A 25413-nucleotide genomic window follows, 5' to 3' on the forward strand; every position below is an offset into this window, starting at 1 on the left:
GCGACATGCCGAGGGCCCGCGCCGGAACGGAACGCGGGCCCTCGGTATGTCGGCCGAGCCTGGACGGCAGCGGCAGCGGTCACGCGCCGATCGCGTGCAGCCCACCGTCCACGTGGATGATCTCGCCGGTGGTCTTCGGGAACCAGTCGCTGAGCAGGGCGACGATGCCGCGGCCGGCCGGCTCGGGGTCCTTGAGGTCCCACTCCAGGGGTGACCGGGCGTCCCACACGGAGGCCAGCTCGCCGAAGCCCGGGATGGACTTGGCGGCCATGGAGCCGAGCGGGCCCGCGGAGACCAGGTTGCAGCGGATGTTCTGCTTGCCCAGGTCGCGTGCCATGTAGCGGCTGGTGGCCTCCAGGGCAGCCTTGGCCGGGCCCATCCAGTCGTACTGCGGCCAGGCGTACTGGGCGTCGAAGGTGAGGCCGACGACGGAGCCACCGTTCTGCATCAGCGGCAGACAGGCCATGGTGAGCGACTTCAGGGAGTACGCCGAGACGTGCATGGCGGTGGCCACGGACTCGAACGGGGTGTTGAGGAAGTTGCCGCCGAGGGCGTCCTGCGGGGCGAAGCCGATGGAGTGGACGACGCCGTCGAGGCCGCCGAGCTCCTCACCGACGAGGTCGGCCAGCCGGGCCAGGTGCTCGTCGTTCGTGACGTCGAGCTCCAGGACCTTGGTGGGTTTGGGGAGCTTCTTGGCGATGCGCTCGGTCAGCGTGGGCCGGGGGAACGCGGTGAGGATGATCTCCGCGCCCTGCTCCTGGGCCAGCTTGGCGGCGTGGAAGGCGATGGAGGCCTCCGTGAGCACACCGGAGATCAGGATGCGCTTGCCCTCGAGAATTCCGCTCATGGTGATCAGTGACCCATTCCCAGTCCGCCGTCAACAGGGATGACGGCTCCAGTGATGTACGAGGCGTCGTCCGAGGCGAGGAACCGCACCGTTGCGGCGATCTCCTCCGGCTGCGCGTACCGGCCGAGCGGCACCTGCGAGACGATGCCCGCGCGCTGCTCGTCGGTGAGGATCTTGGTCATGTCGGTGTCGACGAAACCGGGCGCGACCACGTTGAAGGTGATGTTGCGCGAGCCCAGCTCACGCGCGAGGGAGCGGGCGAACCCGACCAGGCCGGCCTTGGAGGCGGCGTAGTTGGCCTGCCCCGGCGAGCCGTACAGCCCGACGACCGACGAGATCAGTACGACGCGGCCCTTCTTGGCGCGCAGCATCGCGCGGTTGGCCCGCTTGACGACACGGAAGGTGCCGGTGAGGTTGGTGTCGAGGACGGACGTGAAGTCCTCCTCGGACATCCGCATCAGGAGCTGGTCCTTGGTGACACCGGCGTTGGCGACGAGGACCTCGACCGGGCCGTGCTCGGCCTCGATCTCCTTGTAGGCCTGCTCCACCTGCTCGGTGTCGGTGATGTCGCACTTGACGGCGAGGCAGCCCAGGTCCGTCAGGACGGCCGGCGGCTCGCCGGAACGGTATGTGATGGCGACCTTGTCGCCGGTTTCGGCGAACGCGCGGGCGATGGCGAGGCCGATGCCCCGGTTGCCTCCGGTGACGAGAACCGAGCGGCTCAACGGATCACCCTTTCGTTAGCTGTCTCCACACCCGTCCGACCACGGCTGACAGGCGACTTCCCCGAAAACCTATCGGGCCCGTCCCGCCAGCGGACATTCGGGCACCGACAGTGGCTCACCCCTTGTCCTGTCGGGTCCCTACAGTCGGGTTGTACGGATCAGTCCGCCATGCCCGGTGCGTGAGCTGCCTCCGTTCCTCGTTGGCGGGCGGTCACGGGAGTCGGTCCCGGGCCCGTCCTCCGGTCTGTGCGGTCGCGTCCGAAACTCAGTCAACGGGCATGGTCGACTCGTACATACTTCGTGCAACGGCCATCGCACGAGAGCACTCCGAAGGGATCCCACCCGTGCCCCACGAAGTCGATCAGTCATTTCTGGCGCTGCCCCTACGCGCCCTGGCCGACGCCGCACTGGCACGTGCGCGTGCGCTCGGTGCCGACCACGCGGACTTCCGGTTCGAGCGGGTGCGCAGCGCGTCCTGGCGGCTGCGGGACGCCAAGCCGTCCGGCACCTCGGACACCACGGACCTGGGGTACGCGGTGCGGGTCGTGCACGGTGGGACCTGGGGGTTCGCGTCCGGGGTGGATCTGAGCATGGACGCCGCAGCGAAGGTCGCCTCGCAGGCCGTGGCCATGGCGAAGCTCTCCGCGCAGGTGATCAAGGCGGCGGGGTCCGACGAGCGGGTGGAGCTGGCCGCTGAGCCGGTGCACTCCGACAAGACGTGGATCTCGTCGTACGAGATCGATCCGTTCACCGTGCCCTCCGAGGAGAAGGCCGGGCTGCTGGCCGAGTGGAGCGGTCAGCTGCTCGCGGCCAACGGCGTCAACCATGTCGACGCCTCACTGCTCACCGTCCACGAGAACAAGTTCTACGCAGACACCTCGGGGACCGTCACCACGCAGCAACGGGTGCGGCTGCACCCGCAGTTCACGGCCGTCTCGGTCGACGAGTCGAGCGGCGAGTTCGATTCCATGCGCACCATCGCGCCCCCGGTGGGGCGTGGCTGGGAGTACCTCACGGGTACGGGCTGGGACTGGGAGTCCGAGCTCGAACAGATCCCTGAGCTGCTCGCCGAGAAGATGCGGGCGCCGAGTGTCGAGGCTGGGCTGTACGACCTCGTCGTGGATCCCTCGAACCTGTGGCTGACGATCCACGAGTCCATCGGCCACGCCACCGAGCTGGACCGGGCGCTCGGCTACGAGGCGGCGTACGCGGGCACGTCCTTCGCGACCTTCGACCAGCTCGGCAAACTCAGGTACGGCTCCGAGCTGATGAACGTCACCGGCGACCGCACCGCCGAACACGGCCTGGCGACCATCGGGTACGACGACGAGGGCGTCGCCGGTCAGTCGTGGGACCTGGTGAAGGACGGGACGCTGGTGGGCTACCAGCTGGACCGGCGGATCGCGAAGCTGACCGGGTTCGAGCGGTCCAACGGGTGCGCGTACGCCGACTCGCCCGGGCATGTGCCCGTGCAGCGCATGGCCAACGTGTCGTTGCAGCCGGACCCGGGCGGCCTGGCGACGGAGGACCTCATCGGCGGCGTCGACCGCGGGATCTACGTCGTCGGGGACCGCTCCTGGTCCATCGACATGCAGCGCTACAACTTCCAGTTCACCGGGCAGCGGTTCTTCAGGATCGAGAACGGCCGGATCACCGGGCAGCTCCGGGACGTGGCCTACCAGGCGACGACCACCGACTTCTGGGGCTCCATGGCGGCCGTCGGCGGTCCGCAGACGTACGTCCTGGGCGGCGCCTTCAACTGCGGCAAGGCCCAGCCGGGACAGGTCGCGGCCGTGTCCCACGGATGCCCCTCGGCCCTCTTCAGGGGCGTCAACATTCTTAACACCACGCAGGAGGCCGGTCGATGAGCGCCCGTTTGATCAAGCCGCACGAAATCGTCGAGCGGGCCCTCGAGCTGTCCCGGGCCGACGGGTGTGTCGTCATCGCCGACGAGGAGTCGACCGCCAATCTGCGCTGGGCGGGCAACGCCCTCACCACCAACGGGGTCACGCGCGGGCGCACGCTCACGGTCGTCGCCACCGTCGCCGGCAAGGAGGGCACCGCCTCCGGGGTCGTCTCCCGCGCCGCCGTCACCGCCGACGAGCTGGAACCGCTCGTACGGGCCGCCGAGGCCGCCGCGCGCGGCGCCGGGCCCGCGGAGGACGCCCAGGCACTGGTCGGGGGTGTGCCGGAGTCCCCGGACTTCACGGACGCGCCCGCCGAGACGTCGTCCGCGGTGTTCGCCGACTTCGCGCCGGCACTCGGGGAAGCGTTCGCACGCGCGCGTGCGGGCGGCCGGGAGCTGTACGGCTTCGCCAACCACGAGCTGGTGTCGAGCTATGTGGGTACGTCGACGGGGCTGCGGCTGCGCCATGACCAGCCCAACGGAACCCTGGAGCTGAACGCCAAGTCCCCGGACCGTACGCGGTCGGCGTGGGCCGGGCGGTCGACGCGGGACTTCAAGGACGTCGACCCGGCCGCCCTCGACGCCGAGCTCGCCGTACGCCTCGGCTGGGCGGAGCGGCGCATCGAGCTGCCCGCCGGACGGTACGAGACGCTGCTGCCGCCGACCGCCGTCGCCGACCTGCTGATCTATCAGCTCTGGTCGGCGTCCGCGCGGGACGCCGCCGAGGGCCGCACGGTGTTCTCCAAGCCGGGCGGTGGGACGCGCCTCGGCGAGAAGCTCACCGAGTTGCCGCTGACCCTGCGCAGCGACCCTAACGAGCCCGGTCTGGAGACCTCCCCGTTCCTGCTCGCCCACTCCTCCGGCGACGACCAGTCGGTGTTCGACAACGGGCTGCCGCTGAGCGCCACGGAGTGGATCCGCGAGGGCGAACTGAACCGGCTGATCACCTCCCGGCACACCGCCGGGCTGACCGGCCTGCCCGTGACCCCGGCGATCGGGAACATCGTCCTGGACGGGGGCGAGGACAAGTCCCTGGAGGAGATGATCGCGAACACCGAGCGCGGGCTGCTGCTGACCTGCCTCTGGTACATCCGCGAGGTCGACCCGGCGACCCTGCTGCTGACCGGTCTGACCCGCGACGGGGTGTACCTCGTCGAGAACGGCGAGGTCAGCGGGGAGGTCAACAACTTCCGGTTCAACGAGTCGCCGGTGGACCTGCTCGGGCGGGCCGTCGAGGCGGGGCGTACGGAGAAGACGCTGCCCAGGGAGTGGAGCGACTGGTTCACCCGGGCCGCGATGCCGGCGCTGCGGGTACCGGACTTCAATATGAGCTCTGTCAGTCAGGGCGTATAACCTCGTTGCCGGTGGCCGCTCGGCTGCCGTAGAACTGCGTGAAGACCATTCAAGGAGATACGAGAACCGTGACGGACATCGTCGACGAGCTGAAGTGGCGGGGACTGTGGTCCCTGTCCACTGACGAGGACGCTTTGCGCAAGGCGCTCGCGGACGGTCCCGTCACGTTCTATTGCGGTTTCGACCCGACCGCGGCCAGTCTGCACGTCGGTCACCTGGTCCAGGTGCTCACCATGCGCCGTCTCCAGCAGGCGGGCCTGCGCCCGCTGGCCCTGGTGGGCGGGGCGACCGGTCAGATCGGCGACCCGCGCCCCACGGCGGAGCGCACGCTGAACGACCCGGAGACGATCGCGAACTGGGTGACCAGGCTGCGCTCGCAGATCGAGCCGTTCCTGTCCTTCGAGGGCGAGAACGCCGCGGTGATGGTGAACAACCTGGACTGGACGGCCGGACTGTCGGCCATCGAGTTCCTGCGGGACATCGGCAAGCACTTCCGCGTCAACAAGATGCTGACCAAGGACTCGGTCGCCCGGCGACTGGAGTCCCAGGAAGGCATCAGCTACACGGAGTTCAGCTACCAGCTGTTGCAGGGCATGGACTTCCTGGAGCTGTACCGAAGGTACGGCTGCACGCTCCAGCAGGGCGGCAGCGACCAGTGGGGCAACCTCACGGCGGGCCTGGACCTGATCCACCGGCTGGAGCCCGACGCCGAGGCGCACTGCATCGCGACGCCCCTGATGGTCAAGGCGGACGGCACCAAGTTCGGCAAGACCGAGGGCGGTGCCATCTGGCTCGACCCTGAGATGACGACGCCGTACGCGTTCTACCAGTTCTGGCTGAACGTGGACGACCGGGACATCTCGACGTACATGCGCATCCTGTCCTTCCGGTCCCGGGAGGAGCTGGAGGCGATGGAGGCGCAGACCGCCGAGCGTCCGCAGGCGCGGGCCGCGCAGCGCGCGCTCGCCGAGGAGCTGACGACGCTGGTGCACGGCGCCGAGCAGACGGCAGCCGTGATCGCCGCGTCCAAGGCCCTCTTCGGCCAGGGCGAGCTGGGTGAGCTGGACGCGCGGACGCTGAGCGCGGCGCTCTCCGAGGTGCCGCACATCCGGGTCGCCGAGGCGGGGCCGGTCGTCGACCTGTTCGCCGAGGTCGGGCTGGTGGCCAGCAAGTCGGCCGCGCGGCGCACGGTGAAGGAGGGCGGCGCCTACGTGAACAACGCGAAGATCACCGCCGAGGACGCGGTTCCCGCCAAGGAGGACCTGCTGCACGGGCGGTGGCTGGTCCTGCGCCGGGGCAAGAAGAACCTCGCGGCGGTGGAGGTCACCGGCTGACCGGACCCCAGGTGTACGCGTACGTGTGAAGGGGCGGCCCGGTCGATCGGGCCGCCCCTTCACACGTACCGGTACCGCTAGGCCCGCCGTCTCTCGCCGCGCATCGACGAGTACGCCATGTCGCCCAGGAACACGATCACGACGGCCGCCGCGAGCTGGAGCGCGTGCCGGCCCCAGTCGATGCCGCTCGTCTCGTCGATGCCGATACCTCGTGCGATCGCGTTGCCGATGACGGCTCCGATGATGCCGAAAATGGTCGTCAGCCAAAGGGGGCTGTGCTGCTTGCCCGGGATGATCGCCTTGGCCAGCAGACCCAGCACGAATCCCACGATGATCGCCCACAACCAGCCCATGGATGCCTCCTCGTACGGCTCTACGTGAGCATTACGCCCAGTGTCGGCCCGTTCGCGCTACGGCGCATGTCGGGGACCTCGGTACGCGGTACGGCGCAGCCGGGTCACCCCGCCGGGAGGTGCCCCGGTCTCGTAGGCGGCGCAGGCGCGGCGTAACGTGGAAAGTGTCCGGGCCTGGTTCCCCGACCTGGTTCGGTGCGGGTACGGGCCGGGGCGTGTCCGATGCGGGTGGATGGTGGAACGTGATGCGGAAGCGGAGCAACAGCGGCGGCGCCGAGGTCTTCCGGATCACCGGGGCCCGGCAGGGGCTCGCGGACGATGTCCGGGCCAGACAGCGCCGGTACGTCATCTCGATGTCCGTGCGCACGGTGGCGGTGGTCCTCGCGGCGACGCTCTGGAACGTCGAACGGCACGTCGCGTTCGTGGCGCTGGTGCTCGGCATGATCCTGCCCTATATCTCCGTGGTGATCGCCAACGCCGGCCGCGAGAACGCGCCGGGCCTCCCGTCGACGTTCGTGACGGCTCCGGTGCGGCCGATGATCGCGCCGCCCGGCCCGCGAGAGGGCTTCGCGGAATCCGCAGCGGAGGACAACGGGGGCGATCGGACGGCCGATACGGGGGGCGATCCACGCGAGCGGGCCTGACCAAAAGTCAGTGCGGAGGGCGTCTCCAAGCTCAAGAAAAGCTCAGATCAATCACGCTGTTCCATTGCCGGGCGGACGGTCACCCGTGGCATACTTCGTACGCGCTCCGCATCCCCCGTCGGAGCGACAGACCGACGCCGGGCAGCTCCCCCCGTGGCTGCTCGGCGTCGCCTTTTTGAGCGCTCTTCGCTCCGGGTTAGGGTCACAGGATGATCGGCCCTGACCCTGGTTCCCCTGATTCCCCCATCTGCTCCGCCAAGGCATGCCGGGCGGACGCCGAGTGGGTGCTCGCCTGGAACAACCCGAAGCTGCACACGCCCGAGCGGCGGAAGACATGGCTGGCGTGCGAGGAGCATCGCGAGCACCTGTCACAGTTCCTGGGCGTGCGGGGGTTCCTCAAGGACGTGGTGAGGCTGGCGGAGTGGGAGTCCTCGGACACCTGAGCCCGTCTCAGCCGCCGATCGCCGACATCGGGCGGTCCGGCTGTACGAAGGTCGGGTCGTCCAGGCCCGCGCCGGCCTTCTTGCCCCACATCGCCTCGCGCCAGATGCGGCCTATCTCCTCGTCGGGGGCGCCGGAGCGCAGGGCCGCGCGCAGGTCGGTCTCCTCGCGGGCGAAGAGGCAGTTGCGGATCTGGCCGTCGGCGGTGAGGCGGGTGCGGTCGCAGGCGGCGCAGAACGGGCGGGTGACGGAGGCGATGACGCCCACGCGGTGCGGGCCGCCGTCGACCAGCCAGCGCTCGGCGGGGGCCGAACCGCGTTCGCCGGTGCCCTCCTCCGTCAGGTCGAAGCGGGTGCGCAGCGACTGCAGGATGTCGCCCGCTGTGACCATGCCCTCGCGCTTCCAGCCGTGCTGGGCGTCCAGGGGCATCTGCTCGATGAAGCGCAGTTCGTAGTCGTGCTCGACCGCCCAGGCCAGGAGGTCGGGGGCCTCGTCCTCGTTGAACCCCGGCATCAGCACCGCGTTGACCTTCACCGGGGTCAGACCGGCCGCACGGGCGGCTTCCAGGCCCGCGATGACGTCCTTGTGGCGGTCGCGGCGGGTGAGGGTCTTGAAGACGTCGGGGCGCAGGGTGTCCAGGGAGACGTTGACGCGGTCCAGGCCCGCCGCCTTCAGGGCGGTCGCCGTGCGGCCCAGTCCGATGCCGTTCGTCGTCAGGGACATCTGGGGGCGGGGGGCCAGGGCCGCGACCCGCTCCACGATGCCGACCAGGCCCGGGCGCAGCAGGGGTTCGCCGCCGGTGAAGCGGACCTCCTCGATGCCCAGGAGGCGGACGGCTATGTCGATGAGGCGGACGATCTCGTCGTCCGTGAGCAGGTCGGGCTTGGCCAGCCACTGCAGGCCCTCCTCGGGCATGCAGTACGTGCACCGAAGATTGCAGCGGTCGGTCAGCGAGACCCGCAGGTCGGTGGCCACTCGGCCGAAGGTGTCGATGAGCACGTGGGCCCCCTCCCTCGTAGCGGATCACGTGAACAGAAGTTCTCCTGCACCCCCGAGCCTACGTGACCCCACTGACAACGAAGCAGGCCCGATGCCACAGGACGCGGCGCGGGGCCGCCGTAGATCCCTACGACGGCCCCGCGCAATGCCTTGCCGGCGAACGAACGCCCGGTGCTAGTGCGCTCCGGTTCCCGTGAGGGACCGGACCTCCAGCTCGGCGTACTTGCCGGTGTCGGGCTCCTCCTTGGAGAGGACCGTGCCGAGCCAGCCCATGAGGAAGCCGAACGGGATGGAGATGATGCCGGGGTTCTTCAGCGGGAACCAGTGGAAGTCGACGCCCGGGAACATCGCCTTCGGGTCGCCGGAGACGACCGGCGAGAACAGCACCAGGCCGACCGCCACGATCAGGCCGCCGTAGATCGACCACAGGGCGCCCTGGGTGGTGAACTTCTTCCAGAACAGGCTGTAGAGGATCGTCGGCAGGTTGGCGGACGCGGCGACCGCGAACGCGAGTGCGACCAGGCCGGCCACGTTCAGGTCGCGGGCGAGGGCGCCCAGGGCGATCGAGACGATGCCGATGAAGACGGTGGCCCAGCGGGCCGCCTTCATCTCCTCCTTCTCGGTGGCCGTCCCCTTGCGGATGACGTTGGCGTAGATGTCGTGCGCGAAGGACGACGACGAGGCCAGCGTGAGGCCGGCGACCACGGCGAGGATCGTCGCGAAAGCGACCGCCGAGATCGTCGCGAGCAGCACCGCGCCCCAGGTCGAGTCGACGCCGCCGATGTGCAGGGCGAGCAGTGGCGCGGCCGTGTTGCCCGAGGGGTTGGAGTCGGTGATCTCTTTCGGGTCGATCAGTGCGGCGGCGCCGAAGCCGAGCGCGATCGTCATCAGGTAGAAGCCGCCGATGATGCCGATCGCCCAGTTCACGGACTTACGGGCGGCCTTGGCCGTGGGCACCGTGTAGAAGCGGATCAGGATGTGCGGCAGACCGGCGGTGCCGAGGACCAGGGCGATGCCCAGGGAGATGAAGTCCAGCTTGGTGGTGCCGGTGGCGCCGTACTGCAGACCGGGCTCCAGGAAGGCGTCGCCCTTGCCGCTGCGTTCGGCGGCGGTGCCGAGCAGATCGGAGATGTTGAAGTTGAACTTCAGCAGCACCAGGAACGTAATGAGGATCGTGCCGCTGATGAGCAGCACGGCCTTCACCATCTGGACCCAGGTGGTGCCCTTCATGCCGCCGATGGAGACGTACACGATCATCAGGACGCCGACGAGGGCGACGATGGCGACCTTGCCCGCGTCCGAGGTGATGCCGAGGAGGAGCGAGACGAGGACGCCCGCGCCGGCCATCTGGGCCAGCAGGTAGAAGATCGAGACGACGATCGTCGACGTGCCGGCGGCCGTGCGGACCGGGCGCTGGCGCATGCGGTACGCGAGGACGTCACCCATGGTGTAGCGGCCCGAGTTGCGCAGCGGCTCGGCCACCAGGAGCAGGGCGACCAGCCAGGCGACGAGGAAGCCGATGGAGTACAGGAAGCCGTCGTACCCGAAGAGGGCGATCGCGCCCGCGATGCCGAGGAAGGACGCGGCGGACATGTAGTCGCCGGAGACCGCGAGGCCGTTCTGGAAGGCGGTGAACTGCCGCCCGCCGGCGTAGAAGTCGGCGGCGCTCTTGGTCTGGCGGCCCGCCCAGACGGTGATGACGAGGGTCGCGACGACGAACACCGCGAACAGGGAGATGATCAGCGGCCGGTGCTCACTGGCCTCCCCGGCCGCGAGAACACTCTGCTGTACGGGGCTCATGCGTCGCCCTCCATCCGGGACTTGATCGCCTCACCCTTGGGGTCGAGGTTGGCGGCGGCGTGCCGCGAGTACCACCAGGCGATGAGGAACGTGGTGACGAACTGGGCGATGCCGAGGACGAAGGCGACGTTGATGTGGCCGACGAGCTTGGTGCCCATGAAGCCGCCCGCGTAGTTCGACAGCAGGACGTACAGCAGGTACCAGGTGATGAAGCCGAGGGTCAGTGGGAAGGCGAAGGAGCGGTGGGCGCGGCGCAGTTCACCGAACTCGGCGCTCTGCTGCACCTCGACGAACTCCTCCGTGGAGGGGAGGTGGCGTTCTTCTGTCTTCGAGGGGGGCGGTGCGTCGGTAGCCACGGAGTCTCCTCGCGTTGCGGGTGCGGTCACGACAGTGGACGGCGGTGCGTGGTCGTTCGGGGACGGGGACGGGCTGGGTACGGACATGGCTCTTCTCTGACCTCGCGGTGATCTGGATCACAGGTGGCCGGCTCGCGATGGTAGGGCCCCCACGCGTGATCCGACAGGGGGCTCGATGGTCCTCGGGCTCCCTGTCCAAGGTCACGGCGCCACGCGAGGACCGGTTCAACTCCCCGCGCTTCTTTCCTAACTGGTCTCCGGAAGTCATTGCTGGCCAGCGGCGACGCGGGATAGCTTCGCCCTGTACCAACCGTCATGTACCTGCAAAATCCGAGGTGCGGGCCATGCGCCCGTGCCCGCCTTTTCGCGCGTACACAGCTGTTGTCCGTCCCTGCTACGCGCTTGCCCGGCAACCATCCTTGTCCGGGCGAGCCTCGTTTCCGGATGTTGTGGAGAACCCATGGCTCATCTGCGCTCCAGACGCCGGCTCGCTCTCGCGGTGCCGGTCGTGCTGTCCCTTACCGCCTCTCTCGGCTTCCTGCCCGTGGCCGCTTCGGCCGCCGAACCGGCCGCCGCTGCCGCCCGGGCCGCCGACGGTCCGAACCTCGCGTATGTCGTCAACACCAAGAGCACCGACCGTCACACGATCGGGTCGGTGACGAAGGCGGTCTCCAAGGCCGGCGGCACGGTCGTGGTCACGTACGGCAAGATCGGTGTGATCGTCGTCCACTCCGCGAACCCCTCCTTCGGGGCGGAGATCCGCGCCGCGCGCGGGGTGAGCTCCGCGGGTGTCACCCGGACCACGCCGCTGGTGGCCTCCGGGACGACCGACGAGGGCGCGGCGGACTATCTGACGGCCGCGGAGGCAGCCAAGGTCGAGGCCGTGTCGGCCGGGACCCCCGAGAGCGAGCCCCTCGAAGCCGACCAGTGGGACCTGCGGTCGATCGGCGCCGACAAGGCCGCGAAGATCAACCCGGGCAGCCGCAAGGTCACCGTCGCCGTGATCGACACCGGCGTCGACGACACCCACCCCGACCTCGCCCCGAACTTCTCCGCGTCCCAGTCGGCGAACTGCGTCGGGGGCGTCGCGGACACCAGCGCGGGTGCGTGGCGCCCGTACACCGCCGAGGACTACCACGGCACCCATGTCGCCGGTGAGATAGCCGCCGCCCGCAACGGCATCGGGGTGGCCGGTGTCGCGCCCGGCGTGAAGGTCTCCGGCATCAAGGTGAGCGACCCCAACGACGGCCTGTTCTACCCGGAGAGCGTGGTGTGCGCCTTCGTGTTCGCCGCCGACCACGGCGTCGAGATCACGAACAACAGCTACTACGTCGATCCGTGGATGTACAACTGCGTCGACGACCCCGACCAGCGGGCCATTGCCGACGCGGTCAACAGGGCGCAGCTGTACGCGACGAAGAAGGGCACCCTCAACCTGGCGTCGGCGGGCAACTCCAGCCACGACCTGGCCTCCGACGCGATCGTCGACGACACCAGCCCCGACGACTCGACGCCGGTCACCCGCACGATCGACCCGCACAAGTGCTTCGACGTGCCGACCCAGCTCCCGGGTGTCGTCACGGTGAGCGCCACGGGCGTCGACAACGTCAAGTCGTACTACTCCACCTACGGCAACGGCGTCATCGACATCGCGGCCCCCGGCGGCGACCGTAAGTACCAGATACCGGACACGCCGTCGAAGAACGGCCGCATCCTGTCCACCATGCCGAACGGCGAGTACGCCTTCCTACAGGGCACCTCGATGGCCTCGCCGCATGCCGCGGGTGTCGCAGCGCTGCTGAAGTCGAAGCACCCGAAGGCGACCCCGGCCCAGCTCCAGGCGCTGCTCAAGGCGCAGGCGAACAACCCCGGCTGCCCCGTGTCGTACGACCAGGACGGTGACGGCACGCAGGACGCGGTGTGCGAGGGCGGCAGACGGGTCAACGGATTCTTCGGGTTCGGAATCGTCGACGCGCTGCGCGCGGTCAAGTGACCCGCACGTTCCGCCACGTTTTCCAGGTTTTGCGCACGGTCCACACGTCCACGAACGAAGGAACTGGAGACCCTCTATGACAGCGCCCCACTCGCGCTCCCGTCGCGCCGTGGCCATCCCGGTCGGGATGATCATGGCGTCGGCGTTCGCCTTCCTGCCGAACATCCAGGCCACCGCGGCCGACGCCGACCTCACCGCCGGCGCCTCCGCCGTCGCGGCCGACGCGCCCGCGCTCAGCTATGTCGTCAACGTGTTCCCCGGCTTCGGCCCTTCCCAGTACGTGAAGAAGGCCATCGCCAAGGCCGGCGGCACGATCGTGACGTCGTACGACCGGATCGGCGTGGTCGTCGTCCACTCGGCGAACCCCGACTTCGCCAAGGTCATCCGCAAGGTGCCGGGGGTGCAGTCGGCCGGCAACACGCGCAACGCGCCGCTGCCCGCGCAGTCGACCACCGACGAGGGCGCCCCGAAGGTGCTCTCCGCGGCGGAGATAGCGAGCGCCACCGCCGGCGCCACCGCGACCCAGGACCCCCTGGAGCCGCTGCAGTGGGACCTGCCCGCCATCAAGGCGGACAAGGCGCACGAGAAGACGCTGGGCAGCCGCAAGGTCACCGTCGCCGTGATCGACACCGGCGTCGACGACACCCACCCGGACATCGCGCCGAACTTCGACCGCGCCGCCTCGGTCAACTGTGTGACGGGCAAGCCCGACACGACCGACGGGGCCTGGCGGCCGACGACGGGCGAGAGCCCGCACGGTACGCACGTCGCCGGTGAGATCGCCGCCGCCAAGAACGGCATCGGCGTCACGGGCGTCGCTCCGGGCGTGAAGGTGTCCGGCATCAAGGTGGCGACCACGGCCGGCTACTTCTACACGGAGGCCGTCGTCTGCGGCTTCGTGTGGGCGGCCGAGCACGGCGTCGACGTCACGAACAACAGCTATTACACGGACCCCTGGTACTTCAACTGCAAGAACGACCCGGACCAGAAGGCGCTGGTCGACGCCATCACGCGCGCCTCGCAGTACGCCGAGCACAAGGGTGTCGTCAACGTCGCGGCGGCCGGCAACGAGAGCTACGACCTCGCGGCCGACGAGATCACCGACCCGGTCTCCCCCAACGACGCGACGCCCTCGGACCGGGTCATCGACCCCTCCGAGTGCTACGACATCCCGACCCAGCTCCCCGGTGTGGTGACGGTCTCCTCGACCGGCGCCAAGGGCATCAAGTCGTCCTTCTCCAACCACGGCCTGGGGGTCATCGACATAGCCGCCCCCGGCGGCGACTCGACCCGCCTCCAGACCCCGGCCCCGCCCGCCACCAGCGGCCTGATCCTCGGCCCGCTGCCCGGCGGCACCTGGGGCTACATGGCGGGTACGTCGATGGCGACCCCGCACGTCGCGGGCGTGGCCGCACTGATCAAGTCGACCCACCCGCACGCCTCGGCCGCCCTCGTGAAGGCACTCCTGTACGCCGAGGCGGACGCCACGCCGTGCACGGACCCGTACGACCTCGACGGTGACGGCAAGATCGACGCGGTGTGCGAGGGCGGGAAGAACTACAACGGCTTCTACGGCCACGGCGTCGCGGACGCCCTGGACGCGGTGACGAAGTAGCACCTCCCAGGCATTGATTCTCTTCGGTGGGCCGGTCGGCGTCGCGCTGTCCGGCCCACTCTGTTGATCCCGTGTTGATCCCGTAGGGATGTCGACCCGGTGCACACGGCATAGTGCGCCTATGACTGTATTGAGCACGGAGTACGCCTGGGCCGCGCTGGGCGGCGATCCGGCCGCCCCCGCCCGGATCTCGACCGTGGCACGCACCGGAGTGCTCGCATCACGGCTTCCGGTACGGGAGTTGGCGCGGGCCTGCGTGGGGGCGTGCGCGCTGGCCGCCGCGGAACTGGGCGCCCTCCGGGCCGGGCTGCCGGAGGTGCCGGAGGTTCGCCTGGACGACGGCGCGGTCGCCACGGCCCTCGTCAGCGAGCGCCACCTGCTGGTCGACGGACGCGCCCCGGTCTCCTTCGCGCCGCTGTCGCGCTTCTGGCGGACGGCGGACGGCTGGGTGCGCACCCATGCGAACTACCCGCATCACCGAGCGCGTCTGCTCGCAGCCCTGGGCACGTCCGAGGACCCGGCGTCCGTCGCCGCCGCGCTCGCCGAACGCTCCTCGGCGGAGGCCGAGGAGACCGTGTACGCCGCCGGGGGCCTCGCCGTCGCGCTGCGCACGGCCGAGGAGTGGGCCGCGCACGAGCAGGGCGCTGCGGTGGTCGCGCGGCCCCTGGTCGAGCGCGGGCTGCTGGACTCGGCACGCGCGCGCGTGCTCGCGCCGATCGGCACCGACCCCTTGCTGCCCGCCGCCGGGGTCCGGGTCCTCGACCTGACCCGGGTCATCGCGGGCCCTGTCGCCACCCGCACGCTCGCCCTGCTCGGCGCGGACGTGCTGCGCGTGGACGCGCCTCAGCTGCCCGAACTGCCGGACCAGCACACCGACACGGGGTTCGGGAAGCGGTCGGCGGTGCTGGATCTGACGGCGGACCGGCGGGCCTTCGAGGAACTCCTCGCCGGCGCGGACGTCGTCGTCACCGGGTACCGGCCCGGCGCCCTGGACCCCTTCGGGCTCTCGCCGGAAGCGCTGGCCGAGCGCAGGCCCGGAGTGGTCGTGGGGCAGTTGTCGGCGTGGGGTGCGTACGGGCCCTGGGCTGAGCGGCGGGGCTTCGACAGCCTGGTGCAGGCCGCCTCGGGCATCGCGGTGATCGAGGGATCCGCCGGGAAACCCGGCGCCCTGCCCGCACAGGCGCTCGATCACGGCACGGGGTATCTGCTGGCGGCGGGGGTGCTGCGGGCGCTGAGCGACCAGGTGCGGGAGGGCGGCAGCCGGTTCGTACGGCTGGCGCTGGCCGGCACGGCCGGGTGGCTGACGAGCGGGGCGGAGCGAGGCCAGGGGGCGCCCGTGGGCGAGTGCGCCTACAACGGGCCGGAGGCGTGGCTCGCCGAGCGGGACAGCGCGCTGGGGCGGCTGCGGTACGCGCGATCGCCGGTCTCCTTCACGGGCGGGCCGGTCGACTGGGCACGGTCTCCCGGCGTTTGGGGGACCGACCGGGCGCGCTGGGTGTATTGAGACAGACACAGCGTTGAGTACGTGGGGAGGGTGCCGAGGCGGGTCACCGGGCGACCGGAGACGCGACCGCGGCCCTACGACCCCACGGCCTTGCGGCCGGTGAGGAACTTGGGGTGGGTTTGACACGACCGACTGACGGGCGCTCCGGCGAGGACGGGCCCGCGAGAGCGCCCGACGGCTCACGCCACGGCACCGGCCGGGCCGTCGCCGTGCTCGTACTGGTGGTGCTGGCCGCCCTGATCCCGTTGCTCGGGCCGTCCGCCGTGCTGGACGGCACCGGGGAGGCCGTCGCGCCCGGCGTGGGCGGGATCGGGCTGCTGCGGACGGCGCTGTTCACCGCGCTGTGCGTTCCGGTGGGCGAGCTGTTCGCGCACCGGCTGGCCGGCCGGCTGCCCGGGGCGCCACCGGAGCGGGCGCGCGCGTGGGCGCCGTACGCGGCCGGAGTCGGTTTCGTCGCCGCGCTGGGACTCGCCTCGGTGGTGTCGACCGGCAACCTCGTACCGCACAGCCTGGCCGCGATCGATGTGGGCGGCCTGTACGAGTCCCGGGACGGCAAGCTGGCGCTGCTGGAGGTCAACGGGTTCGCCGCGGCGGGCCTGTGCGCCCTCTCGGGCCGCCCGGCCACACAGGTCTGGCCGTTGGGCGCGGTGGCCGTGGCGGAGGCGCTGCGGGCCCATCCGGCGCCGGAGCTCGATCCGCTGACCGGCTCGGCGCTGACGTTGGTCCATGTGACCTGCGCGGCGCTGTGGGTGGGCGGACTGCTGTACGTCCTGCGGACGTTGCCCCTCTGGGGGGCCGCCCGGGAGGCGCGCGTGGCGTTGTTGGGCCTCTACGCGCGCGTGGCGGCCGTTCTCCTCGCCCTCATCACCGCCACGGGCATCTGGAGCACTCTGCGCCGTATGCCGCCGGACACGGTCCTGGACCAGCTGACCTCGACGGCGTACGGTCGCACGCTGCTCGCCAAAATGATCGTCGTGGCGGCCGTCGCCGGCCTCGCCCTGTGGGCGCGGCTGCGGCTGAGCCGGGCGGCCGACCCGCTGACCGCCTGCTCCCCCGCGCGCGCGGAGGTAGTCGCGCTGGGGCTGGTCGTCGCGGTGTCGGGGCTGCTCACCGCGTTGCCGGTGCCGATCCGCTGGACGTGACCGGTGGGGGCGTCGCGGCTCTCGCCGCCGCGAGTACACCGCCGGTCAGGAGCCACTGGGCCGCGAGGTACGTGAGCATGATCCAGAAGTCGGGTGCGGGGAGCTGGGGCAGATCCGCGACGCCGGTCGCGATGAGCGTGTCGGAGAGCAGGTAGAGCGCGCCGCCCGTGCCGGCGAGGAGGCCGAGTGCCGTGGCCCGGTGAGCCATCGCGGTCAGCAGGAGGCTGTAGCCGGCGACGGGGACGCGGAGTTCGGCGGGGAGGCCGGACCAGAGGACGGCGAGGGTGCCGGCCAGGGCCAGGGCGTAGGCCGCGGCGAGCCGGCCGTGTGCGGCACGCGCGCGTGGGGCACCGTTCGGCGTACGGTCCTGGCTGCCGTACGTCCTGAAGAGGGCGAGGTAACAGAGGTGACCGGCCGCGAAGGAGGCCATGCCGGCCAGGAACGCCGGGTCGGCGTCGGAGAGCAGCAGGACATCGCCGGCCCAGCCGAGCAGGAGGGCGGCGAGGAGGAGTCGCGGAGCGCCACGGAGGCGTGCGTGGGCGGCCAGAAGGGGCATCAGGAAGGGCTTGGCGAGGGCGTGTCCGGTGTCGGAGCCGACCGCGAGGGAGATCAGGTCGACAGCCGCCGTGAGAGCGAAGGCGGCGAGGAGAACCCGGGCCGGCCTCACGCGCCGACGGTCTCTTCGGCCGGCTGCTCCTGGCGCGGGTGTGCGGGCTGCCAGCCGGGCCCCCGGAACACCCGGCCGGCGCGCTCCCGCCAACTGCCCGCCGCCTTGATGTCCTTGGCGATCGCGACGTACTCATGAGTGGCGACCTTGACCGGGTTGAACGTGTCGATGTTCTTCGTCAAGCCGTAGACAGGTCGTTCGGTCTCGGCGACGAACGAGCCGAAGAGCCGGTCCCAGACGATGAGGATTCCGCCGAAGTTGCGGTCCAGGTAGCCGCCTTGGGACGCGTGGTGGACCCGGTGGTGCGAGGGCGTGTTCAGGACGTACTCGAACCACCGGGGCATGCGGTCGATCCGCTCGGTGTGGATCCAGAACTGGTAGACGAGGTTCACGGAGGAGCAGAAGGCGAGCGCCGCCGGGTGCACACCGAGGGCGACGAGGGGGACGTAGAACGGCCAGACGGTGAGCGTGGTCCAGGGCTGGCGCAGAGCCGTCGTCAGGTTGAAGCTGCGGCTGGAGTGGTGGACGACGTGACAGGCCCAGAGGATGCGGACGACGTGGTGGCCGCGGTGGGACCAGTAGTAGAAGAAGTCTTGGCCGAGCAGCATGAGCGGGACGGTCCACCACAGGACGGGGACGCGCAGGGGCGTGAGTTCGTGGACGGCCGTGTAGAGCGCGACGATCGGGATCTTCCACAGGAAGTCGAAGGCCAGGCTGCCGAGTCCCATGCCGACACTGGTGGCGGCGTCCCTTGTGTCGTACCCGGCGGCGCGCCCCTCCTCGTCAGGGTGGATCCGGACACTGATCATCTCGATGACGGTGAGCAGTACGAAGGCGGGTATCGACCAGGCCACGACGTCGGGGAGGTTGGGCATGACTGCACGTTAGGACGCCGCACAGGCGGCGCATAGACGTTGTTACTGACAAGTATTCAGCACGGTACGCGCTTGCTTGTTGGCGGTGTCCACCAATGGGCGGGCGACGGAGTGTCAGTCGCGGCCCGTATTCTCTGGGACCATGCTCGAAGACCTGACGCCCACGCCGTCCCCCGCCCCGTGGCCGACCGCATATCCCCAGGGATACGCGGTCGTTGACGTCGAGACGACCGGTCTGTCCCGGGACGACCGGATAATCTCCGCCGCGGTCTACCGGCTGGACGCACGCGGTGAGGTCGAGGACCACTGGTACACAACGGTCAATCCGGAACGTGATCCCGGGCCGGTGTGGATCCACGGGCTGACGAGCGACGCCCTGGAGGGTTCCCCGCTCTTCATGGACATCGCCGAGGAGTTCGCGTCCCGGCTCGCCGACCGTGTGCTCGTCGCGCACAACGCCGTCTTCGACTGGTCGATGATCGCCCGGGAGTACGCGCGCGCGGAGCGCGAGGCGCCGGTGCGGCAGCGGCTGTGCACCATCGCGCTGTCCAAGGAGCTGGGGCTGCCGCTGCCCAACCACAAGCTGGAGACCCTCGCCGCGCACTACGGGGTCGTCCAGCAACGGGCCCACCACGCGCTGGACGACGCGCGGGTGCTCGCCGAGGCGTTCCGGCCCAGTCTGCACGCGGCGGCCCGGGGCGGCGTACGGCTGCCCCTGCTGGAGTGCCGGCCGCTGACGGAGTGGTCCGGGTCGGCGGCGACCGGCGGCTCCGCGCGCCCGCAGATCGGGCGGCAGGCCTCCGGTGGTCACGGGAACGGGAACTCCGGGGGCTACGGGAGCTATCAGCCGACCAGTTGGCGCCCGTCCCGAAAGCGTCCCGCGTGCCCGTACCCCAACCCGGGGCGCTACGAGGACGGCCGTCCGCTCAGGCAGGGCATGCGGGTGGCGTTCTCCGGGGACACCTCGGTCGAGCGCGACCTGCTGGAGGACCGGGCCGTCGAGGCGGGCCTGCATGTCGCGACGAGCCTGTCCCGGCTGACCAGCCTGCTCGTCACCAACGACCCCGACTCCATGACCTCGAAGGTGGTCAAGGCCCGGCAGTACGGCACGCCGGTCATCGACGAGGCGGCCTTCGGGCAACTCCTGCGGGACGTGGAACCCGCGGCGCAGGGATGACCGTACGGACGGGTGATTGGCGCCCGACTCGCCCGGCGCCGTCTCGCCCGCACGGCGCCGACGGCCCACCCTGTGGCCCATGGCCAGTTGTGAAGTCTGCGGGAACAGCTACGGAATGACCTTCGAGGTGCACGCGCAGGGCGCGGTGCACGTCTTCGACTGCTTCGCCTGCGCGATCCATCGCATGGCGCCCATCTGCGAGCACTGCCGGGTCCAGATCATCGGGCAAGGCGTCGAGGCCGAGGGTCACTGGTACTGCGGGGCGCACTGCGCACGCGCGGAGGGGAGGGTGGGGATCGTCGACAGGGTCTGAGACGGTCCGCGTCCGAGTCCGTACCCCCCTGAAGGCACCCCACGGGCGAGTTGTACCGTCAGTGGGGTGTACCGCTTCCTCTTGTCCCGGCAGTGGGTGATCCTCACGCTGGTCGCCCTCGTCCTCATCCCCACGATGATCAGGCTGGGCATCTGGCAGATGCACCGTTACGAGGAGCGCAGCGCCCGTAACCAGCTGGTCGCCGACGCGCTGTCCGCCGATCCGGTGCCCGTGGAGAAGCTGACCTCCCCCGGTCACACCGTCACCACCGCCGAGCGGTACCACACCGTCAGCGCCAAGGGCCGGTTCGACACCGACGACGAGGTCGTCGTCCGCCGCCGCACCAACTCCGACGACGAGGTCGGCTACCACGTCCTGACTCCCTTCGTCCTCGACGACGGCAAGGTCCTGCTGGTCAACCGGGGCTGGATCCCCTCGGACGGTCCGAGCCAGACCGCGTTCCCCAGGATCCCGGCGCCCCCGACGGGCGAGGTCACCGTCACCGGGCGGCTGATGCCCGCCGAGACGACCGCGGCGAGCGGTATCAAGGACCTCAAGGGGCTGCCGGACCGCCAGGTCATGCTGATCAACAGCGAGCAGGAGGCCCGGCGGCTCGGCGCCGAAGTACTCGGCGGCTACGTCGTGCTGACGACACCCGCACCGAAGGGCGACACCCCGGAGCTGCTGGGTAAGCCGGGCAACGAGAACGCCGCGCTGAACTACGCCTACGCCATCCAGTGGTGGCTGTTCGCCGCCGGTGTCCCCCTGGGCTGGGTGATCCTGGTGCGCCGTGAACGCCGGGACCGCGCGGAGGCCGAAGCCGCGGCACGTGAGGCGCAGGATTCGCCGGACACCGAGCCCGCCCCCGTGTGACACCGTGTGACACCATCCGGTCCGGCGTGGACAGCCGGGTGACGTAACCGGGAGATCCGGCGTGTGACAGGACGGCTTCGCCCGAATGCCGGGGCCCCTCACCGGGAACCCGACCCTCGTGCACCCCCATCAGAAGCACCGCATCCCTCGTATCGAGGACTACGCCCTCGTCGGCGACCACCAGACCGCCGCGCTCGTCGGCATGGACGGTTCCGTCGACTGGCTGTGTCTGCCCCGCTTCGACTCGGCCGCCTGTTTCGCCGCGCTGCTCGGCGACGAACGCAACGGGCACTGGCGGATCGCCCCGGAGGGCGCCGACCGGTGCGTGCGGCGTTCCTATCGGCCCGGCACCCTCGTCCTCGACACCGAGTGGGAGACCGACGACGGCGCCGTACGCGTCACCGACCTGATGCCACAGCGCGACCGCGCCCCCGATCTCGTACGGATCGTCGAAGGCGTACGCGGCGAGGTGACCGTCCGCAGCACGCTGCGGCTGCGCTTCGACTACGGGGCGATCGTGCCCTGGATGCGCCGGGCGAACGGACACCGGGTGGCCGTCGCCGGACCGGACTCGGTGTGGCTGCGCACCGAGGAAGGGGTGCGCACCTGGGGCCGGGACTTCACCACGCACTCGGAGTTCACCGTCGCGGAGGGCGAACGGGTCGCGTTCGTGCTGACCTGGCATCCCTCGCACGAGCCGCATCCGCCGTTCGTCGACCCGTACGAGGCACTGGACGCGGCCGTCTCGGACTGGGAGGACTGGTCGGCGCGCTGTACCTACGACGGGCCGCACCGGGACGCCGTCGTGCGCTCGCTGATCACCCTCAAGGCGCTGACGTACGCGCCGACCGGCGGGATCGTGGCCGCCCCCACCACCTCGCTCCCCGAGGAACTGGGCGGCGTACGCAACTGGGACTACCGCTACTGCTGGCTGCGCGACTCCACGCTCACCCTGAACGCGCTGCTGTCGGTGGGCTACCACGAGGAGGCCGAGCGCTGGCGTGACTGGCTGCTGCGGGCGGTCGCGGGCGACCCGGCGGACCTCCAGATCATGTACGGGCTCGCCGGTGAGCGCCGGCTGCCCGAGTTCGAGCTGGACTGGCTGCCCGGATTCGGCGGCTCGGCCCCGGTGCGCATCGGCAACGCCGCGGTACGGCAGCTCCAGCTCGACGTGTACGGCGAGGTGATCGACTCACTGGCGCTGGCCCGGCGTTCGGGACTGCCGTCCAAGCCGCACATGTGGCGCCTGCAGTGCGCGCTCATGGAGTTCCTGAAGACGGCGTGGCGCCTGCCCGACGAGGGACTGTGGGAGGTGCGCGGCCCACGCCGACACTTCGTGCACTCCAAGGTGATGGCCTGGGTCGCGGCGGACCGCGCGGTGCGTCAGCTGGAGCTCAACCCGAAGCTGAGCGGCGGCGACCTGGAGGGCTGGCGGGCGATGCGCGACGAGGTGCACCGGGAGGTGTGCGAACGCGGCTACGACCCGGAGCGCAACACGTTCACCCAGTTCTACGGCTCCCGCGAACTCGACGCCGCCGTGCTGCTCCTGCCCCGCGTCGGCTTCCTGCCGCCGGACGACCCGCGGATCGTCGGCACCGTCGACGCGATCAGGGACGAGTTGGGGCACGGCGGGTTCGTCCGCCGCTACAGCACGGACGGTCCCGTGGTCGACGGGCTGCCCGGTGACGAGGGCGTGTTCCTGGCCTGCTCGTTCTGGCTGGCGGACGCCCTGCACATGATCGGCCGTACGAAGGAGGCGCGCGCACTCTTCGACCGTCTGTGCGCTGTCACCAACGACGTGGGGCTGCTGGCGGAGGAGTACGACCCGGTCGCCGAACGCCAGCTCGGCAACTTCCCCCAGGCGTTCAGCCACATCGGCCTCGTCAACACCGCCCTCGCCCTGTACGGCGAGAACCGGGCAGGATAGGGACCATGGATCTTGGACTGAAGGACCGGGTGTACGTCGTCACCGGAGCCACCCGCGGACTGGGCAACGCCGCCGCGCGCGAACTCGTCGCCGACGGCGCGAAGGTGGTCATCACGGGGCGGGACGAGAAGACGGTCGCGGAGGCGGCGGCAGCCCTGGGCCCGGGGGCGGTGGGTGTGGCCGCGGACAACTCCGACCCGGAGATCGGGGAGCGGCTCGTCGCGGCGGCCCGCGAGCACTTCGGGCGCTTCAACGGCATCCTCGTCAGCGTGGGCGGTCCGGCGCCGGGGTTCGTCGCCGACAACACGGACGAGCAGTGGCGGGCCGCGTTCGACTCGGTGTTCCTGGGGGCGGTACGGCTGGCCCGTACGGCGGTGGCGGAGCTGGAGGCGGGCGGCGTCGTCGGGTTCGTGCTGTCCGGTTCGGTGCACGAGCCGATTCCGGGGCTGACCATTTCCAACGGCCTGCGGCCGGGGCTCGCCGGCTTCGCCAAGTCGCTCGCCGACGAGGTGGGGCCGCGCGGGATCCGGGTGGTGGGGTTGTTGCCGGCGCGCATCGACACGGATCGCGTGCGCGAGCTGGACGCGTTGTCGGCGGACCCGGCGGCGACCCGGGTCGCCAACGAGGCGCGGATTCCGCTGCGGCGGTACGGGAAGCCGGAGGAGTTCGGGCGGACGGCGGCGTTTCTGCTGTCGCCCGCGGCGAGCTATCTGACGGGGGTCATGGTGCCTGTCGACGGGGGGATGCGGCACGGGTTCTGAGCGCCGTTGTCGACCGCGGGTGCGTTGTGGCTTGTCGCGCCCCGCGGCGGAGCCGCATATGTCACAGCCCCGCGCCCCTGAAAAGGGGCCGTCCCCCTCGCGTCGGTGTCAACTCACCCTTTCCGCGCGGTGCTTGACCGCCCGCAGATCCACTTCCGTCGGGAGGGACCTGAGGCCTGCCGAGTCGCGGGCGTGGGTCAGGGCCTCCGCCGCCAGGCGGAGTACCGCATCCTCCGGGGCCGCGTGCGGCTGGAGAAGGAGCTGGACTCGGGCCTCCGGGGAGGTGCGGCTGCCGGTCAGGGTCACATGGGCTCGTGCCACGCCGTCCAGGCGGGCAGCTTCACCCGCGACCGCGCTCTCCATGGCGCGGCCTCTCAGCAGGGCGCCCTCGTTGTCGCCGGTGTCCACCAGGACCTCGGTGAGGCGGCGTCGGCGGAGGGTCGCGGCCAGCCACCACAGGGACAGCAGGACCAGGGCCGCCAGGACGGCCAGGACCGTCGGCCACCACCAGCCGGCGTCCCGGTAGTGGGTTCGTTCGGCGTCACTCAGCAGTACGTCGTGGCGGTCGTCGTGGATCCACCACGTCGGCCATCGGGCACCGAGCCCCACGGCCAGTACCGAGCCGCCGACGACGATCAGGGCCAGGCCCGCCAGGCCCAGCAGTACGCGGTTGACGATGCGCGGCATCCGTCCTCATCCCTTCCGGCCGGGGCGGGCGACACGCACCGACAGGGCCGGCGGCCGGGACAGGCCGAGGCTCCTGATCGCGTGGGCGAGCACATCGTCCAGATCGGCCCGTACGTCGTCGAGTTCGCGGAAATGGGAGACCGCGCGGACGTCGGCCCTGGTGCGGGTCATCCGGACCCGGACCGACTGGACGCCGGACACCTCCACGGCCCGGTCGCGCAGCACCATCGCGGCGGCGGCCCGGTGCAGGCCCGCCCGGACATCGGCGTGGGTGCGCCGCATCGGCAGGACGTCTCGCAGGCCGGGCGTGACGGCGAGGACGAGCAGCCAGGCACCGAGGACCACCGCGACGCCGGCGCCGACCAGCACCCAGGTGTCGTCGAGGGGACGCTGCGCCAGTTGCCCGGCCAGCGACCTCCGCCAGCTCATGGCCTGACGGTGGGCTCGTACGGCGGTGATGTCGTAGAGGAACGCGCCCGCGACGATAAGCAGCAGCAGGGCGAGGACGGCTGCCGGGACGCGGCGCGCCGACCAGAAGCGGCCGTTTCTGTCCTCCCCGTCGCCGAGGACGGGCAGGGGGTCGTAGGCGGCGGTGGACGAGGACTGCCCCGATCCCGGGGTGTCGGTCGTCGCGTCGTCCGGTTTCTCCAGTACTGGCAGTCTTCGGGTGTTCCCGGAGCCGTCGAAGCCCTGGGGCTCGCTCATCGCGTCCTCCGCTGTGCCTTCCCTGGTGCCGCACGGTGCGGCGGTGCCAGATGCAGCCGCTCGATCTCGACGGCGACCTCCGGCACCTCCATTCCCGCCAGTGCGTGTACCCGCGAAGCGACCCGATGACGCACCGTCGCGCACTGGCCACCGATATCCGAGGGGTACGGGAGTTCGAGGATCACCCGGACGCGGGCGCGGTCGTGGTGGACGACGACCGTGGCGTGCGGGGGCACGGCGTCCTGGGGCAGCTCGGCCAGCGCCTCACGGGCCGCCTGCGCGGCGATCTTCGCCACGACCCGGTCGGCGATCCGGGTGGCGCCGCGTTCGCCCGGCGGCACGGTCGTCATGGCCTGGCGGGATGTAGGTGTACGGGTCTCCCCCGACCGCTCGCCACCGGACTGCTCCTCGGCCAC

General features: G+C 70.7%; 25 protein-coding genes. 14 read left to right on the forward strand and 11 right to left on the reverse strand.

The features are described from left to right. Positions 1-79: 79 nt before the first annotated feature. Together fabI and fabG are read right to left on the reverse strand one after the other, a co-directional pair. Positions 80-847, reverse strand: coding sequence for an enoyl-ACP reductase FabI (gene fabI / locus OG241_RS12885; RefSeq protein ID WP_405815399.1), 768 nt, complete (start codon positions 845-847; stop codon positions 80-82). Positions 848-852: 5 nt separating this feature from the next. After that, positions 853-1572 carry a 3-oxoacyl-[acyl-carrier-protein] reductase gene (gene fabG / locus OG241_RS12890; RefSeq protein WP_405815400.1) on the reverse strand — a complete coding sequence of 240 codons (720 nt, stop codon included), beginning with the start codon at positions 1570-1572 and terminating at the stop codon, positions 853-855. A gap of 344 nt (positions 1573-1916) precedes the next feature. Between fabG and OG241_RS12895 the strand changes: the two genes are divergently transcribed. From OG241_RS12895 to tyrS, 3 genes are all read left to right on the forward strand, one after another. Beyond that, the gene (locus OG241_RS12895) at positions 1917-3440 is read left to right on the forward strand and encodes a TldD/PmbA family protein (RefSeq protein ID WP_405815402.1); all 1524 of its coding nucleotides are present in this window, start codon (positions 1917-1919) and stop codon (positions 3438-3440) included. Continuing rightward, entirely contained in the window at positions 3437-4831 is a 1395-nt protein-coding gene (locus OG241_RS12900; RefSeq protein ID WP_405815404.1) for a metallopeptidase TldD-related protein, read from the forward strand. The genes OG241_RS12895 and OG241_RS12900 overlap by 4 nt, the downstream gene beginning before the upstream one ends. A 68-nt stretch (positions 4832-4899) precedes the next feature. Then, a complete protein-coding gene (gene tyrS, locus OG241_RS12905; RefSeq protein ID WP_405815405.1) occupies positions 4900-6165 on the forward strand; it encodes a tyrosine--tRNA ligase in 1266 nt (421 codons plus the stop codon). A 77-nt stretch (positions 6166-6242) separates the two neighbouring features. On the opposite strand, the gene OG241_RS12910 is transcribed toward tyrS, so the two are convergent. Continuing rightward, on the reverse strand, positions 6243-6518 hold the full coding sequence (locus OG241_RS12910; protein ID WP_405815407.1) for a GlsB/YeaQ/YmgE family stress response membrane protein: 276 nt from the start codon (positions 6516-6518) through the stop codon (positions 6243-6245). Positions 6519-6763: 245 nt separating this feature from the next. Here OG241_RS12910 and OG241_RS12915 point away from each other — a divergent pair, with 245 nt between their 5' ends. Continuing rightward, entirely contained in the window at positions 6764-7162 is a 399-nt protein-coding gene (locus tag OG241_RS12915; RefSeq protein WP_405815408.1) for a DUF3099 domain-containing protein, read from the forward strand. 209 nt (positions 7163-7371) lie between these two features. Continuing rightward, positions 7372-7605, forward strand: a complete 234-nt coding sequence (locus tag OG241_RS12920; RefSeq protein WP_405815410.1) for a hypothetical protein — start codon at positions 7372-7374, stop codon at positions 7603-7605. A gap of 7 nt (positions 7606-7612) precedes the next feature. On the opposite strand, the gene moaA is transcribed toward OG241_RS12920, so the two are convergent. The 3 genes from moaA to OG241_RS12935 all read right to left on the reverse strand — a co-directional run bounded on the left by moaA (position 7613) and on the right by OG241_RS12935 (position 10758). Next, complete coding sequence (gene moaA / locus OG241_RS12925) at positions 7613-8602, reverse strand: GTP 3',8-cyclase MoaA (protein ID WP_405815412.1); 990 nt, start codon at positions 8600-8602, stop codon at positions 7613-7615. 174 nt (positions 8603-8776) lie between these two features. Further along, a complete protein-coding gene (locus OG241_RS12930; RefSeq protein WP_405815413.1) occupies positions 8777-10402 on the reverse strand; it encodes a cation acetate symporter in 1626 nt (541 codons plus the stop codon). Further along, complete coding sequence (locus OG241_RS12935) at positions 10399-10758, reverse strand: DUF485 domain-containing protein (protein ID WP_405815414.1); 360 nt, start codon at positions 10756-10758, stop codon at positions 10399-10401. The genes OG241_RS12930 and OG241_RS12935 overlap by 4 nt, the downstream gene beginning before the upstream one ends. 460 nt (positions 10759-11218) lie before the next feature. Here OG241_RS12935 and OG241_RS12940 point away from each other — a divergent pair, with 460 nt between their 5' ends. The 4 genes from OG241_RS12940 to OG241_RS12955 all read left to right on the forward strand — a co-directional run bounded on the left by OG241_RS12940 (position 11219) and on the right by OG241_RS12955 (position 17012). Next, positions 11219-12751, forward strand: a complete 1533-nt coding sequence (locus OG241_RS12940; RefSeq protein WP_405815415.1) for a S8 family peptidase — start codon at positions 11219-11221, stop codon at positions 12749-12751. A gap of 76 nt (positions 12752-12827) precedes the next feature. Next, positions 12828-14366, forward strand: a complete 1539-nt coding sequence (locus OG241_RS12945) for a S8 family peptidase (protein ID WP_405815417.1) — start codon at positions 12828-12830, stop codon at positions 14364-14366. Positions 14367-14487: 121 nt separating this feature from the next. Further along, positions 14488-15870, forward strand: a complete 1383-nt coding sequence (locus OG241_RS12950) for a CoA transferase (RefSeq protein WP_405815418.1) — start codon at positions 14488-14490, stop codon at positions 15868-15870. 113 nt (positions 15871-15983) lie between these two features. Beyond that, positions 15984-17012 carry a CopD family protein gene (locus OG241_RS12955; protein WP_405815419.1) on the forward strand — a complete coding sequence of 343 codons (1029 nt, stop codon included), beginning with the start codon at positions 15984-15986 and terminating at the stop codon, positions 17010-17012. Here OG241_RS12955 and OG241_RS12960 read toward each other — a convergent pair. Together OG241_RS12960 and OG241_RS12965 are read right to left on the reverse strand one after the other, a co-directional pair. Beyond that, the gene (locus OG241_RS12960; RefSeq protein WP_405815420.1) at positions 16978-17679 is read right to left on the reverse strand and encodes a lysoplasmalogenase; all 702 of its coding nucleotides are present in this window, start codon (positions 17677-17679) and stop codon (positions 16978-16980) included. The two genes, OG241_RS12955 and OG241_RS12960, sit on opposite strands and share 35 nt — an antisense overlap. Next, positions 17676-18554 (reverse strand): sterol desaturase family protein, encoded by an 879-nt coding sequence (locus OG241_RS12965; RefSeq protein ID WP_405815421.1) that lies wholly within the window; start codon positions 18552-18554, stop codon positions 17676-17678. Before OG241_RS12965 ends, OG241_RS12960 begins: the two co-directional genes overlap by 4 nt. 142 nt (positions 18555-18696) lie before the next feature. Here OG241_RS12965 and OG241_RS12970 point away from each other — a divergent pair, with 142 nt between their 5' ends. The 5 genes from OG241_RS12970 to OG241_RS12990 all read left to right on the forward strand — a co-directional run bounded on the left by OG241_RS12970 (position 18697) and on the right by OG241_RS12990 (position 23605). Then, complete coding sequence (locus OG241_RS12970) at positions 18697-19731, forward strand: DEDDh family exonuclease (protein ID WP_405815422.1); 1035 nt, start codon at positions 18697-18699, stop codon at positions 19729-19731. A 79-nt stretch (positions 19732-19810) separates the two neighbouring features. Then, complete coding sequence (locus OG241_RS12975) at positions 19811-20044, forward strand: hypothetical protein (protein WP_405815423.1); 234 nt, start codon at positions 19811-19813, stop codon at positions 20042-20044. A 66-nt stretch (positions 20045-20110) separates the two neighbouring features. After that, on the forward strand, positions 20111-20917 hold the full coding sequence (locus OG241_RS12980) for an SURF1 family protein (RefSeq protein WP_405815425.1): 807 nt from the start codon (positions 20111-20113) through the stop codon (positions 20915-20917). Positions 20918-21002: 85 nt separating this feature from the next. Beyond that, positions 21003-22844 (forward strand): glycoside hydrolase family 15 protein, encoded by a 1842-nt coding sequence (locus tag OG241_RS12985; protein WP_405815426.1) that lies wholly within the window; start codon positions 21003-21005, stop codon positions 22842-22844. 5 nt (positions 22845-22849) lie between these two features. Further along, positions 22850-23605 carry an SDR family oxidoreductase gene (locus tag OG241_RS12990; RefSeq protein WP_405815428.1) on the forward strand — a complete coding sequence of 252 codons (756 nt, stop codon included), beginning with the start codon at positions 22850-22852 and terminating at the stop codon, positions 23603-23605. Between the two features lie 108 nt (positions 23606-23713). On the opposite strand, the gene amaP is transcribed toward OG241_RS12990, so the two are convergent. From amaP to OG241_RS13005, 3 genes are read right to left on the reverse strand one after another with little or no spacing between them, the layout of a single operon-like run. Continuing rightward, a complete protein-coding gene (amaP, locus tag OG241_RS12995; RefSeq protein WP_405815429.1) occupies positions 23714-24292 on the reverse strand; it encodes an alkaline shock response membrane anchor protein AmaP in 579 nt (192 codons plus the stop codon). A gap of 6 nt (positions 24293-24298) precedes the next feature. Continuing rightward, a complete protein-coding gene (locus OG241_RS13000; protein ID WP_405815431.1) occupies positions 24299-24997 on the reverse strand; it encodes a DUF6286 domain-containing protein in 699 nt (232 codons plus the stop codon). Then, complete coding sequence (locus OG241_RS13005) at positions 24994-25413, reverse strand: hypothetical protein (protein ID WP_405815433.1); 420 nt, start codon at positions 25411-25413, stop codon at positions 24994-24996. The genes OG241_RS13000 and OG241_RS13005 overlap by 4 nt, the downstream gene beginning before the upstream one ends.

This window comes from Streptomyces sp. NBC_01390, assembly GCF_045040105.1.
Taxonomy (GTDB): Bacteria; Actinomycetota; Actinomycetes; order Streptomycetales; family Streptomycetaceae; genus Streptomyces.

Coding starts and splice junctions, on each gene's coding strand:
- OG241_RS13000 (WP_405815431.1), bottom strand. CDS start 24,997: ATGAGCGAGCCCCAGGGCTTCGACGGCTCCGGGAACACCCGAAGACTG.
- OG241_RS12970 (WP_405815422.1), top strand. CDS start 18,697: ATGCTCGAAGACCTGACGCCCACGCCGTCCCCCGCCCCGTGGCCGACC.
- OG241_RS12930 (WP_405815413.1), bottom strand. CDS start 10,402: ATGAGCCCCGTACAGCAGAGTGTTCTCGCGGCCGGGGAGGCCAGTGAG.
- OG241_RS12945 (WP_405815417.1), top strand. CDS start 12,828: ATGACAGCGCCCCACTCGCGCTCCCGTCGCGCCGTGGCCATCCCGGTC.
- OG241_RS12915 (WP_405815408.1), top strand. CDS start 6,764: ATGCGGAAGCGGAGCAACAGCGGCGGCGCCGAGGTCTTCCGGATCACC.
- amaP (WP_405815429.1), bottom strand. CDS start 24,292: ATGCCGCGCATCGTCAACCGCGTACTGCTGGGCCTGGCGGGCCTGGCC.
- OG241_RS12965 (WP_405815421.1), bottom strand. CDS start 18,554: ATGCCCAACCTCCCCGACGTCGTGGCCTGGTCGATACCCGCCTTCGTA.
- OG241_RS12985 (WP_405815426.1), top strand. CDS start 21,003: ATGCCGGGGCCCCTCACCGGGAACCCGACCCTCGTGCACCCCCATCAG.
- OG241_RS12940 (WP_405815415.1), top strand. CDS start 11,219: ATGGCTCATCTGCGCTCCAGACGCCGGCTCGCTCTCGCGGTGCCGGTC.
- OG241_RS12975 (WP_405815423.1), top strand. CDS start 19,811: ATGGCCAGTTGTGAAGTCTGCGGGAACAGCTACGGAATGACCTTCGAG.
- fabI (WP_405815399.1), bottom strand. CDS start 847: ATGAGCGGAATTCTCGAGGGCAAGCGCATCCTGATCTCCGGTGTGCTC.
- OG241_RS12920 (WP_405815410.1), top strand. CDS start 7,372: ATGATCGGCCCTGACCCTGGTTCCCCTGATTCCCCCATCTGCTCCGCC.
- OG241_RS12990 (WP_405815428.1), top strand. CDS start 22,850: ATGGATCTTGGACTGAAGGACCGGGTGTACGTCGTCACCGGAGCCACC.
- OG241_RS12950 (WP_405815418.1), top strand. CDS start 14,488: ATGACTGTATTGAGCACGGAGTACGCCTGGGCCGCGCTGGGCGGCGAT.
- OG241_RS12910 (WP_405815407.1), bottom strand. CDS start 6,518: ATGGGCTGGTTGTGGGCGATCATCGTGGGATTCGTGCTGGGTCTGCTG.
- OG241_RS12900 (WP_405815404.1), top strand. CDS start 3,437: ATGAGCGCCCGTTTGATCAAGCCGCACGAAATCGTCGAGCGGGCCCTC.